Here is a 12,045-nt window from a genome sequence, read left to right on the forward strand (position 1 = left end):
GTAGCATGGGATTTCGAGTATCAGCAGAGGGAGGTGAGACCCATTTACGCAACACCAGTAAGGGTGCTCCCTGCTTTCTGCCGTCCGGACCGCCGGGCCTAGTTGAAGCACGGAGCACCTGTCGGTTCATCGAAAGGCGCTCCCATGTCTGCTCTCCGCTTACTCCCTTCCGTTTCCGGAATTATTTCGCAACTCCGCACTGCCGGCTGTGTATATGCCGAAGAAGAGGCGGCGCTGCTGATTGAAGCCACCCTTACACCTGCAGAACTCGCCACGGCTGTGCTGCGCCGCGTTGCTGGCTTTCCGCTCGAGCACATCCTGGGCTGGGCGGAATTCTGTGGCCTGAGGATCGCCGTGGATCCGGGGGTTTTCGTTCCGCGCCGTCGGACGGAATTCCTGGTCACGGAGGCAATTCCCCTTCTCGGGAAAGCGGACGACGACGGCGGGAGGTCCGGGGCCGTCGTCGTCGACCTCTGTTGCGGTTCGGGTGCGGTGGGCGCCGCTCTGGCCGCGGCTGTTGCGGGGATCGAGCTGCACGCCGCGGATATCGATCCGGATGCCGTCCGCTGCGCCCGGCGGAATATTGTCCCAGCCGGCGGTTGGGTCCACGAAGGGGATCTGTACCATGCGCTTCCGGCAACCCTGAAGGGCCGGGTGGATGTGCTGGTGGTTAACGCACCCTATGTGCCGACGTCTTCCATCGGCACCATGCCGCAGGAAGCCCGCCTGCATGAGCCGCGGGTCTCGCTGGACGGCGGCCCGGACGGACTGGATATCCACCGCCGGGTTGCCGCAGCAGCCAGTGACTGGTTGGCCCCGGGAGGTCACTTGCTGATCGAAACGAGCGCACGCCAGGCTGCCAGGACTTCCGGAATCGTGGCCGGTAACAGGTTCGGGGCGCGGGTTGTCAGCTCCGATCAACTTGATGCCACCGTGGTGATCGGGACCGCTTTGTCCTGAGGCGCTCGCGGACGAGCCCGAGACAGGGATCCGGGACCGGACCGCCCGCGCCCGGGACGCTCACCCCGCCCCGCGCTGTGAGCTGCCGCGAGGATTTCGGACAGCGGAATTAGTGAATTCTTCTACGCTGCCAGGGCTGGCTGTTGATAACCATAGTGGACTTCGTTAGGCCGTCGGTAACCGAGCGCTGAGTGTCGGCGCCGACTATTGTAAAATCCCTCGATGTAGCGGATAACGTCACTGCGTGCTTGTGATTTCGTGGCGTAAACGGTCCGGTAAACACGCTCGTTCTTGAGCATCGAGAAGAAAGATTCCGCCATACTGTTATCCCAACACACGCCCGTGCGGCCCATCGATGAGCGCATCCCCAGACTGGTCACCAAGGCCCGAAACCCGGCCGAGGTATACACGCTGCCGCGGTCCGAGTGCCAGATCGCGTCAGGCTCGATCAGGGTCGTTGCGGCGGCGTTGTTGAGGGCGTCCGCCACGAGTTCAGTGCGCATGTGATCGGCGATCGACCAGCCGACGACCTTCTTCTTCGAGTAGCAGTCAATGACGGTGGCCAGGTAAATGAACCCCTGCCAGGTGTGGATGTAAGTGATGTCGCCGACGAACTTCACCCCGGGACGTGTGGCGGTGAAGTCACGCTTGACGAGGTCAGGCATGTTGGCCGCGGCCAACGCGTCGGCCTCGGTGGTCGCCCGGAATGGCCGCGGCTGGCAGGCCAGGAGGCCCTCCTGGCGCATGACCTGCCGCACAAGCTCGGGCGAACATTCAATCTGTTCCGCCGCGAGGTCGGCATGGATTCGGCGATACCCGTACGTTCCTTCGGACTCCTCAAAATAGTGCTGGATCCGCGCTATCAGTGCCTTGCGCCGGGTGGCAGTCGCCGATTGCGGGCGCGTCAGCCAGTGGTAGAAACCGGACGTTGAGACTCCCAACCAGCGGCACATTTTCACGACCGAATTCAGGTTGGCGGGCTCAGTCTTTTGGGAGTCGATGTATTCGTACTTGCTCACTACCGCTGCTCCCGCGCGAAGTAAGCGGCTGCTTTTTTCAGGAACAGAGTCTCCGCGCGCAGCTCCTGATTTTCCCTCTCGAGCTCCTTCAGGCGGGCCCGCTCCGAGACCGTCAGGTCCGTCTCAGTGCCGCCGTTGGCCTCGCGGTATTTGTTCAGCCAATTGCGCAGAGTCTCGGGGCCGACACCGTATGTGGTGGCAACGTCCTTGATGGGCTTGGACGTGTTGATCACCTCACGGCACAACTCGTCTTTGAACTCCTGGGTGAAACGCCGGCGTGCTGCAGTCATGCTGATCTCTACTTTCAGTAGACCCCCATTTTAAGAGGGCCCACTGTCCGAGAACTCCGCGGCAGCTCACTGCGTCATCCGCGGTGGCATCGGTTTCTCTGTGGTTTTTGGCGGGGGTCGATGTGGGGTGGGGGATGAACCATGGTGTGCCGTTGCGGGTTTGGATGGTCCATTGTTCTTTGTGGATGAGGTGGTGGCTGCTGCATAGGAGGGTGCCGTTCTCGGTGCCGGTGGTGCCGCCGCGGGACCAGCAGAAGATGTGGTGGGCTTCGCACCAGGGTGCGGGCATGGTGCAGTTGGGGAAGGTGCAGCCTTAGTCGCGGGCGGTGATGGCTTTGCGGATGTGGGGCGGGAAGATCCGGGTGCTGCGGCCGATGTCCATGATCTGGCCGGGGCTGCCGAGCAGGATGGGGATGATGTCGGCGTCGCAGGCGATTTTCCGGATGGTGGATGCTGTGACGGGCCCGGTGAACGTGAATGCGCCGGTGCCTGGGCCTGGTGGTCCTGGTCCCGGGGTGCCGTTGTCGGGTCCCGGTCCCGGTAAAGCTCAACGTGCCTGTGCCTGTGCCTGTTCTTGCGTCTGAGCCTGCGCTTGTGTGTGGCTGGGCTGTGCCGGGTGTTCCGGGCGGGGAGCCGAAGGGGGTGCGGGTGTGCCTGGGCCCTTGGTTGGCTTTGTGTTCGAGCCGGGCGAGGAGGTCCTGGTAGCTGATGGTGACCATGACCTCGGGGCGGAGGCCGCCGTTGGTGGGCAGGGTCCCGGTGGTGAGGGCTGTTTTGCAGGCGCCGATGAGGCCGTCGAGGAGTTTCTGTGGGCGGGTGCGCCGGTCCAGATCCGGGCTGCCGGGCTCTGGGTTGGGCCAGCTGCCGGCGCCGTCGCTGCCGGAGCCGGTGTCCGCGCCGGAGCGTGTTTCCACTTCTCCCCCCGGGCCCGTGTCTGTGTCTATCTGCGAATCCGCCTCTCTGATGCTGATCCGCAGCCGGATCCGGAGGAACTCGGCCGTGTTCCGGCACCCGTCATCGGCAGGAACCTGGTCTCCGGCAGATGTGGTCTCCGGCGCCGGCGCCGACGAGCTGGAGGTATTCCACGGTCCGGGAGATGTACTCGACCCGGGCGGCGAAGTCCGCGGCGTTACGGACACCAGCCAGCGCAAGGTCATCCGGCGCCGTCGTCCTCAACCCGCCCAGGAGCGACAAGGAACGGTCCAGGCCAACGAAAGTGCCGCCGCCGGTCTCCACGGGGCCGGACACAGCAGGGCCAGCGACCGCATGGTCCGTGGAGGCGGTGCCACACAGCGCTCCATCGAGTCTGCCAACACTCACAACAGCAGCGCGGCCCCGGCCAGGCATTGCTGCCCGGCTTCCGGTCATCACGCTGCCCTGCTCCCCGAATGCTTCCATGCACTAATTCTGCCCAGGGGGTCTGACATTTCGGCCGAACGCTTTCGCAGCCGGTCAACGCACGGTGATGGTCGCGGTCAGCGCCTGTCGGAGTCTACGTTCGTGGCGGGCCCTGCCGGCGTTGCGCCGCCTTCGCCGGACCAGTCCTGGCCGGACTGATCGTTCAGAGCGGGATCGGATTCGACGTCGGATGTACCCAGATTGACGGTCTCGGGATGCGTACTGTGGGCCGGCGCTGAACCAATCTGTACTGAACCGTCCGCCGGTGCGCCGACGTCGTCGGCCGTTTTGTGGCTGGTACCGCTGGTACCGATGGTGCCGGACGCCTCACGGTGCATCGCCGAACTGATCATGCTGGCGGCCCGTCGGGCGGCTTCGCCGAGTTGGTCCGTGACCTCCGGGGCCTTTTCCTTGATTGCATCCGCAGCGGAGGCAACCTTGTCCTGAACCGGTTCGCTCTGCCAAAGGGCCGTGGCCCGGGCCTTGAGCTTGTCGTACGCTGCGCGTCCGGACCGCGATCCAAGAACATATCCTGCCGCGATTCCGGCGCCGAAAAGCAATTTCGCTTTCATGATGGACTCCTTGTTCCTCGATGAAAAAGCAAGGGGCCCCGGGACGTAAATCCCGGGGCCCATCGCAGCTGAGCCCCGCGCTTAGCGGCGAACGCTCTTCCTGGTGATCATGCCGTAGACGAGCAGGACGATGATGGAGCCGCCAATAGCCAGCAGCCAGGTGGACAGCGAGAAGAACTCGTTGATGCCGGTGTGGAACAGCAGGCCACCGATCCAGCCGCCGAGAAATGCTCCAACAACGCCCAGCAGAAGCGTCATGAAGATACCGCCGCCCTGCCTGCCGGGGAGGATCGCCTTGGCGATTGCACCGGCAATGAGTCCAAGAATCAAAAATGCAAAGAATCCCATGATGTTGGTCCTTCTTCTCTTCTCAAGGAGGCACCCGGTTCCCGAATGCGCTTAATCCTTCAGTCTAATACTAATCATGCTTAGTTTAATTTCGCCACTCGCAGCCAATAGAAATTCCCAACCGAAAGCGGTCCGTAAGGCGCCCGTCAGTGGCCCTGGACGTCAGAATCCACACCGGCGTCGGGGCCTGCATCGAGTGTGGCCAAAGCGGCCAGATCCTGGGCATCCAGTGCGAAATCGAAGACGTCGATGTTCTCCTTCATCCTCTCCGGATTGGCCGACTTGGGGATGGCAACCAACCCCTGCTGGACGTGCCAGCGCAGCACAATCTGACCTGGCGACTTGCCGTGTTTAGCGGCAATCCGGGCAAGCACGGGAGCGGCCAGCAGTTCGCTTCCGGCACCCAGGGGGCTCCAGGATTCAGTGACAATCCCGTAGTGCCCGTTGTAAGCGAGGGCAGCCGATCGTGTGATGGACGGACTGAGCTGGATCTGGTTGATCGCCGGCGTCACCTCACACTCAGCCAGCAACCTGTCCAGATGGGCGGGTTTGAAGTTGGAGACGCCGATTGACCTGACTTTCCCAGCTGCCTGAAGCCGCTCAAACGTCCTCCACGTTGATACGAACTCGTCACGCCGGGGGAGCGGCCAGTGAATCAGAAGCAGATCCACGTAATCCAGGCCAAGACGCTTCAGTGAGCCGTTCAGGCCCTCCACGGCCCTCTCCTCTCCCTGGAATTCCCCGTCGAGTTTGGTGGTCACGAACAGTTCCGCACGGTCCACGCCGCTGGCGCGGATGCCGTTACCCACACCCGCTTCATTGCCGTATTTCACCGCGGTATCGATGTGCCGGTACCCGGCCTGCACTGCATGTACGACGGCGGCACTCACCTGCCGGTTGTCCAGAGGCCAGGTGCCGAGACCGATTTGCGGAATCCTGTGGCCGTCGTTGAGCTCAATCAGCGGTGCGAGTGGCATGGTGAAAGTCTTTCCTATCGACGGAGCTTTGCCCAGCCCCGAGCCGACGGGCAGCCAGAAGCCAGTCGGCTAGGGTCCAACCTCCGATAACGCGACACGGTCGTTGCAACTCCCAAAGTCCGGGTGTTGCAACGACCGTTAGAACCTTAAGGGTGGTTGACCAGAGCCTTAAGTGTGCGACAGGTACGGGGTGGCACGGCTACGGGCGCTGGAAGAGGTTGAGAATGTTGCCCTCACTGTCCGTGAACCAGGCAGCCTTTCCCACCGAGGTCGCCGCGATGCCGTTTTCAGTCTTCAGGCCCGGAAAGTCGTACTCCTCAAAGACGACGCCGCGGCCCCGCAGCTCCTCTACCTCGCCCTCGATGTTGTCGGTCGCCCAGCCCATCTGGGTGTTTTTCGCGGTGCCCGCATTGTCGGTCTTGTAGATCAGGAACGCCGCTCCGTTCCCGCTGCGGTATAGCAGGTTTTCCTCGTCCATGGCCTCCGAGGGTTCGAGTCCAAGCACGTCCCGATAGAAATTTCTCGCCCTGGTCATGTCCTTCGCGGGGAGGACCGCCATGAGGTCAAGTTCCTTAAGCATGCTGATTTCTCCTTCGTTGAAGTGATGGCGGTACTCCCCGCCGAATCCGGTTCCCGCCGGGCGGATTTACCCGCTCTTCGGGGCCCGGTCGCCGCCTTTTCGGCGACGCCCCCGGGACGGCCACGGGGGACTTCTTCGGTTCCGGGCCAGCAACGGCCGGCTCGAGAGTCTCCACAGCGTTCATGTCGCCATTATGGACTTGGATTGGCGTCCACGGATAGAGGCGGTCGGAACCCGGCCGGGCAGCGTATGACGGCCAACCCAGAAACGGAGCTGATGCCGTTTGCCTTTGGCTGATTTACCGTCGCAGTAGGTCCCGGAGCATGGGTCTTCAGGCTGCCAAGGCTGAGAGGAACAGGGCACGTTTGAGGATGTTGTTGCCTTTGCGCGCATATAGAATAGGTTGAGGTGCGCCGGGAAGTCTGGTCGGCAGCGATTTGTCGACCCGCGGAAACGAAGGACCCCCTTATGACGCCTGAATCCCCACTACCCAAGCCGCGCCCCGCCGTTTTTGGCCGGGGCAGCTATGCCGAATCGCTGCGAATCGGCGAGATCCTTCGCAAGGAAACCGTGGGCGGGGCGCTCCTGGTGGCAGCCGCGGTCATCGCCCTGATCTGGGCCAACTCCCCGGCGTCGGAGAGTTATTTTGCCCTCCGTGATTTCAAAATCGGTTACGAGCCCTGGCACCTTGAGCTCAGCCTCGGTGCCTGGGCCGCGGATGGCCTGCTCGCCGTTTTCTTCTTTCTGGTGGGTCTTGAACTCAAGCGCGAGTTCGTTGCCGGCGATTTGCGGCAGATCAGCAAATCCATCGTTCCGGTCGCCGCTGCCGTCGGCGGGGTGGTGATTCCGGCACTGATCTACGCCGCGGTGAACTTGTACAGCCCCGAAACCCTCAGGGGTTGGGCCATTCCCACCGCCACGGATATCGCGTTCGCGGTAGCCGTACTCGCCATTATCGGTTCGCACCTGCCAAGCGCCCTGCGGATCTTCCTGCTGACTCTCGCGGTTGTCGATGACCTGATCGCCATCAGTATCATTGCCGTCTTCTACTCGGACAACATCCAGCCCGGGCCGCTGCTGCTGGCCTTAGTTCCGCTGGCGGTCTACACCTTTCTGGCCCAAAAGTACCGCCGGTTCTTCGGCACCAAGGGAGCCGCTGCCTGGTTCATCCTGTTTCCCCTGGGTGCGGCCACCTGGGCGCTGGTACACGCCTCCGGCATCCACGCCACCGTCGCCGGTGTCCTGCTCGGCTTCGCCATTCCCGTCATCCGCAGCAAAGCCAGCGGGGGACCGGCCGCCGGTCCGGGCCTCTCGGAGATCTTCGAACACCGTTTCCGACCTATTTCAGCCGGCGTTGCCGTGCCGATCTTTGCGTTCTTCTCGGCCGGAGTCGCCGTGGGTGGCTGGGAAGGATTGGGGGCAGCGCTGGCGGACCCGGTGTCCATCGGCATCATCTTCGGGCTGGTCCTCGGCAAGCCGATCGGCATACTGGGGATCACCTGGCTTGTCACCAAGTTGACCAGAGCCGAACTGGACCGCTCGCTGAAATGGATCGATATTTTCGGCGTCTCCCTCCTCGCAGGCATCGGCTTCACGGTGTCCCTGCTGGTTGCCGAACTGAGTTTCGGCCAAGGCAGCGCACACGACGACCACGCGAAGGTCGGGATCCTGGCCGCTTCCCTGCTGGCCGCTATCCTCGCTTCAGTGGTACTCGGCGCCAGGAACCGCCAGTACCGGGCGGTTGAGGCGGAGGAATCCATCGATTCCGATGAGGATGGCATCCCTGACGTCTACGAACGGGACAGCAGCAAATAGTCCCGTACGCTACATTGCCCGCCGGGCCCAGGAGATCAGCTGGTCGCTCAGCTCCATAAAGCCCTGGTCCACCACCTGCAAAGCCGGGTTGGCGTCGTGCCACCGAACAATTTTCCGGGCGCCGTCAGAGAAGGGAATCGACGCCCGGAATCCGGGAACCAGCGACTTGATCTTGGAGTTGTCGAAAACGACCGAATGCGATCTGTCGCCCAGCAACCCTGGCCCCAGGGCCGGGCGGTGCGCCGCGATGGTCTCCGAGGCCACATGCACCAGCTCCGGCTCCTCAACATCAGCCGCCCGGGCAAACAGCCGGTACACCTGGTCCCACGGCAGGAACTCATCCGAGGTGATGGTGTAGCTCTCGCCAACCGCCTGCGGACGGCCCAGCAGTCCCACAAATGCCTTGGCGAAATCGCGCGCGTGGGTCAGGGTCCACAAGGACGTCCCGTCGCCATGGACCAGGACCGGCAGCCCGGAGCGCATCCGGTGGACGTCCGTCCAGCCGCCCAGAAGGGCAATCCGGGCGCGGTCGTAGGTGTGCGAGGGCCGCACTACCGTCACCGGGAAACCTTCCTCCCGGTAGGCCCGGAACAGCAGCTCCTCACACGCGATCTTGTCCTGAGAGTACTGCCAGAACGGGTTGCGCAGCGGAGTGGATTCGAGGATCGGCAGCCGTGACGGAGGCTTCTGGTACGCCGAGGCGGAGCTGATAAACACGTACTGGCCCGTCCGGCCGCGGAACTGCTCTAGGCCCGCCACAGCGTGTTCCGGCGTGAACGAGATAAAGTCCGCGACGGCGTCGAACTCCCTTCCGCGCAGCACCTCACTGACCGCTGCGGCATCGCGGATATCCGCGTGCAGCACCTCAGCCCCTTCGGGCACCTGACGGCCGGCCGACTTCCCTCTGTTGAGGATGGTCAGGCGGTGGCCAAGCGCGACGGCGTGCTCCGCCGCCGCCGCGCTGATGGTCCCGGTCCCGCCGATGAACAGGAAGGTCCGGGGCGCCACGGTGTCTGCTGCCGGACTCAGGAACGCTGCCGCACCCAAGGAATTCACCAGGCGTAGTCTTCGGGCGCGGTGCGGTGCCCCGGGAAGATGTCGTCGAGGCGCTTGAGCGCATCGGCGTCCAGTGTGACATCGAGGGCCCGGATGGCGGCGTCGAGCTGTTCCTGCGTGCGCGGACCCACGATCGGTGCGGTGACCGCCGGCTGGTGCAGCAGCCATGCGAGGGCAACATCGCCGGGCTCGTGGCCGAGATCGTCCGCGAAGTCCTCGTATTGCTTGATCTGTTGCTGGTGCTTCTTCAGCGTTTCCACGGCACGCCCCTCTGCACGGCGGACACCGCCGTCGCGCTCCTTCTTCAGTACTCCGCCCAGCAGCCCGCCGTGCAGCGGGGACCAGGGGATGAGTCCCAGACCGTATTGCTGCGCGGCCGGAATGACCTCAAGTTCCACATTGCGGGTGAGGAGGTTGTAGATGGACTGTTCGCTGACCAGGCCGTTGTAGTTGCGCCGGGCTGCCGCTTCCTGCGCCTGGGCAATGTGCCAGCCGGCAAAGTTGCTGCTGCCGGAGTACAGGATCTTGCCCTGCTGGACGGCGACGTCGATCGCCTGCCAGATCTCGTCCCAGGGGGTGTCCCGGTCCACGTGGTGGAACTGGTAGACGTCAATGTAGTCCGTCTGGAGGCGCTTCAGGCTGGCGTCCAGGGCACGGCGGATGTTCAGCGCGGAGAGCTTGGATTCGTTGGGCCGGTCCGTCATGGTGCCGTAGAGCTTGGTGGCCAGCACCGTGTTTTCGCGGCGTTCGCCGCCCTGGGCGAACCAGCGGCCCAGGATCTCCTCGGTCCAGCCGCGGCGGTCCGTGCCGCCGTAGACGTTGGCGGTGTCAAAGAAATTGATGCCGGAGTCCTGCGCCGAATCCATGATGGAGTGGGCAGCGGCTTCCTCGGTCTGCGGGCCGAAGTTCATGGTGCCGAGGCACAGGCGGGACACTTTCAGTCCGGAACGGCCCAGATGGGTGTACTGCATGGTGTTTTGTCCTTTGAGTTTGAATGAGGTGGTTTCAGTCAGGGTTCAGAGCTGGGTCCAGGCTGCGACTGCGGGATCGCCGCCCACCCGGGCACCGGATTCCAACGCGGTGATGGAATCCAGCTCCGCGGCCGTCAGCGTGATGGCGGCCGCGGCGAGGTTCTCCCGCATCCTGGTGGAATCGGCGGACTTGGGGATGACGATGGTCCCCGCTGCGAGGTGCCAGGCCAGCACTACCTGGGCGGTGGTGGCGTTGTGCGCGGCGGCAACGGCGGTGACCGCGTTCCCGTTGAGATCCCCGCCCTGCCCCAGCGGGCTGTACGCTTCCACCTCGATCCCGTGCGAGCGGCTCTTGGCGGCTAGTTCCGCCTGCTGGAAGCTGGGGTGCAGCTCGATCTGGTTGACCGCGGGCACGGTTTCCGTTGCGGCCAGGAGCGTATCAAGGTGATCTGCCAGGAAGTTGGAGACGCCGATCGCCCGGATCTGGCCCGCGGCCTGCAGCTTTTCCATCGACTTCCAAGCATCGGTAAAGAGCCCCTGGGAAGGGACCGGCCAGTGGATCAGGTAGAGATCGACGACGTCGATTCCCAGTGCCTTGCGGCTGTCCTCAAATGCTTCGGCAGCGTTGCCCTGCTCGCCGTTTCGCAGTTTGGTGGTGATGAAGAGTTCCTCGCGCGGTATCCCGGAGGCGGCGATGGCAGCTCCCACGCCGGCTTCGTTGCGGTAGGCGGCGGCCGTGTCGATGTGGCGGTAACCGGCCTCGAGGGCGTCCTCGACGATCCGCTGGGTTTCCTCCGGCGGGACCTGGAACACGCCGAAGCCGAGCTGCGGGATGGTGACGCCGTTGTTGAGGGTCAGGTCCGACATGGTGTGGCACTCCTGTGATGAGTCTTGAGCAGTAGATGGGCGGTTCGCGGAAACCGCTTTCGGAAGGGCTCTGCCTTGAGCCTATGCATTTTTCCCAGCCGAGTCAGTAGTTATGGCTGTTCGTGATTTTCCTAGGACTGGCAGACCTACCTTCGCAGTCCACATCGTGGTCCCGGAGGGGCACAATGTAATGCATGGGTCAGAGTGCCGAGTTTGGAAAATTCCTGAAAGCCATGCGGTCCCGGCTTAAGCCGGAGGACGCGGGCCTCGCCGAAACGTCCGGTGCCCGCCGAGTCCCAGGCTTGCGCCGCGAGGAAATCGCCAGGCTGGCCGATGTCAGCACGGACTACTACACGCGGCTGGAGCAGGGCCGGAATATCCATCCGTCCCGTGCCGTGCTGGATTCGGTGGCCAGGGCGCTGCGCCTTGATTCCGGCGAGCACGCGCACATGATGGATCTGCTGGAGCACTGTGCTGAATCGGCGCGGTCACCAGCGCCGGTCCAGGGCGTACGCCCGGGGCTGCGCCAGTTGCTCGATGCCGTGGGCGATGTCCCGGCCCTTGTCCTGGGCCGGCGGGCGGATGTCCTGGCGGGAAACCGCATGGCATTCTTGTTGTTCGCAGACTTCGCGGCGCTGCCTCCGGGGGAGCGGAACCTGACCCGCTGGCTGATCCTTGACCCGAAGGCCCGTGAGCTTTTCCGGGACTGGAAGACCGTGGCCGCCGAGGCCGCCGGGGCCCTCCGCATGGACGTGGGCAGGCACCCCAACGATGCCCAGGCCAACCAGCTGGTGGGCGAGCTGGCGGTGCACAGCGAGCATTTCCGGCAGTGGTGGGCCGGGCATAAGGTGGCCACGCGGTCCGCCGGCAGCGTACGCCTCCAGCACCACGCCGTCGGGGATCTGGAACTGAACTTCGAAAACCTGGTTCTGCCGGATGACACGGACCAGATGATGCGGGTGTTTTCCGCGAAACCGGGTTCGCCGTCAGCCGATTCCCTGACGCTGCTGAGCAACTTCGGTTTGGCGGAAATGCGCTCGACGGCGGCTCCCAAGGAAGGCGCCCCGCTCCCCAACGCCGGTACCTGAGCCGGCGGGTGATGGTTGTCGAAACCCGGAACCGGAACCACCATCAGCGATCCCCAGTGCATGTGTTGTGCTCATGCCCAGCCGAGGGGGCCGATTCTAGCCAG

At 63.9% G+C, this 12,045-nt stretch carries 12 protein-coding genes and 1 pseudogene; 3 read left to right on the plus strand and 10 right to left on the minus strand.

Translation table 11 applies throughout. The annotated features are described in order from the left end of the window. Positions 1 to 144 precede the first annotated feature (144 nt). The gene (locus ACQCST_RS02530) at positions 145 to 960 is read left to right on the plus strand and encodes a putative protein N(5)-glutamine methyltransferase (protein WP_426997789.1); all 816 of its coding nucleotides are present in this window, start codon (positions 145 to 147) and stop codon (positions 958 to 960) included. Between the two features lie 122 nt (positions 961 to 1,082). On the opposite strand, the gene ACQCST_RS02535 is transcribed toward ACQCST_RS02530, so the two are convergent. The 7 genes and pseudogenes from ACQCST_RS02535 to ACQCST_RS02565 form a co-directional block, all read right to left on the minus strand. Next, positions 1,083 to 2,269 (minus strand): IS3 family transposase gene (locus ACQCST_RS02535; RefSeq protein WP_426997790.1). Its coding sequence is split into 2 segments (ribosomal slippage): positions 1,083 to 2,008 and positions 2,008 to 2,269, totalling 1,188 coding nucleotides; the frame shifts between segments, so codons are not numbered across the junction. A gap of 74 nt (positions 2,270 to 2,343) precedes the next feature. Further along, positions 2,344 to 3,174: pseudogene (locus tag ACQCST_RS02540) on the minus strand (HNH endonuclease); the annotation flags it as partial. 109 nt (positions 3,175 to 3,283) lie between these two features. After that, positions 3,284 to 3,667, minus strand: coding sequence for a hypothetical protein (locus ACQCST_RS02545; RefSeq protein WP_426997791.1), 384 nt, complete (start codon positions 3,665 to 3,667; stop codon positions 3,284 to 3,286). Positions 3,668 to 3,744: 77 nt separating this feature from the next. After that, positions 3,745 to 4,239 (minus strand): hypothetical protein, encoded by a 495-nt coding sequence (locus tag ACQCST_RS02550; RefSeq protein WP_426997792.1) that lies wholly within the window; start codon positions 4,237 to 4,239, stop codon positions 3,745 to 3,747. A gap of 81 nt (positions 4,240 to 4,320) precedes the next feature. Next, on the minus strand, positions 4,321 to 4,587 hold the full coding sequence (locus ACQCST_RS02555) for a GlsB/YeaQ/YmgE family stress response membrane protein (RefSeq protein WP_426997793.1): 267 nt from the start codon (positions 4,585 to 4,587) through the stop codon (positions 4,321 to 4,323). A gap of 146 nt (positions 4,588 to 4,733) precedes the next feature. Beyond that, the gene (locus tag ACQCST_RS02560) at positions 4,734 to 5,564 is read right to left on the minus strand and encodes an aldo/keto reductase (protein WP_426997794.1); all 831 of its coding nucleotides are present in this window, start codon (positions 5,562 to 5,564) and stop codon (positions 4,734 to 4,736) included. 199 nt (positions 5,565 to 5,763) lie between these two features. Next, positions 5,764 to 6,144: a VOC family protein gene (locus ACQCST_RS02565; protein ID WP_426997795.1), complete on the minus strand. Its 381-nt coding sequence runs from the start codon at positions 6,142 to 6,144 to the stop codon at positions 5,764 to 5,766. Positions 6,145 to 6,612: 468 nt separating this feature from the next. Here ACQCST_RS02565 and nhaA point away from each other — a divergent pair, with 468 nt between their 5' ends. Beyond that, positions 6,613 to 7,959: a Na+/H+ antiporter NhaA gene (gene nhaA, locus ACQCST_RS02570; RefSeq protein ID WP_426997796.1), complete on the plus strand. Its 1,347-nt coding sequence runs from the start codon at positions 6,613 to 6,615 to the stop codon at positions 7,957 to 7,959. Between the two features lie 9 nt (positions 7,960 to 7,968). Here nhaA and ACQCST_RS02575 read toward each other — a convergent pair whose 3' ends face one another. Genes ACQCST_RS02575 through ACQCST_RS02585 form a run of 3 tightly spaced genes read right to left on the minus strand, consistent with a single transcriptional unit; the run spans position 7,969 to position 10,853 of the window. Further along, a complete protein-coding gene (locus ACQCST_RS02575; RefSeq protein WP_426999056.1) occupies positions 7,969 to 9,006 on the minus strand; it encodes an NAD-dependent epimerase/dehydratase family protein in 1,038 nt (345 codons plus the stop codon). 5 nt (positions 9,007 to 9,011) lie between these two features. Beyond that, positions 9,012 to 9,986: an aldo/keto reductase gene (locus ACQCST_RS02580; protein WP_426997797.1), complete on the minus strand. Its 975-nt coding sequence runs from the start codon at positions 9,984 to 9,986 to the stop codon at positions 9,012 to 9,014. Positions 9,987 to 10,031: 45 nt separating this feature from the next. Next, positions 10,032 to 10,853 carry an aldo/keto reductase gene (locus ACQCST_RS02585; RefSeq protein WP_426997798.1) on the minus strand — a complete coding sequence of 274 codons (822 nt, stop codon included), beginning with the start codon at positions 10,851 to 10,853 and terminating at the stop codon, positions 10,032 to 10,034. Positions 10,854 to 11,047: 194 nt separating this feature from the next. On the opposite strand from ACQCST_RS02585, the gene ACQCST_RS02590 reads away from it, so the two are divergent. Next, positions 11,048 to 11,941 carry a helix-turn-helix transcriptional regulator gene (locus ACQCST_RS02590; RefSeq protein WP_426997799.1) on the plus strand — a complete coding sequence of 298 codons (894 nt, stop codon included), beginning with the start codon at positions 11,048 to 11,050 and terminating at the stop codon, positions 11,939 to 11,941. Positions 11,942 to 12,045 lie beyond the last annotated feature (104 nt).

It is taken from the genome of Pseudarthrobacter sp. N5 (genome assembly GCF_050157035.1).
Taxonomy (GTDB): Bacteria; Actinomycetota; Actinomycetes; order Actinomycetales; family Micrococcaceae; genus Arthrobacter.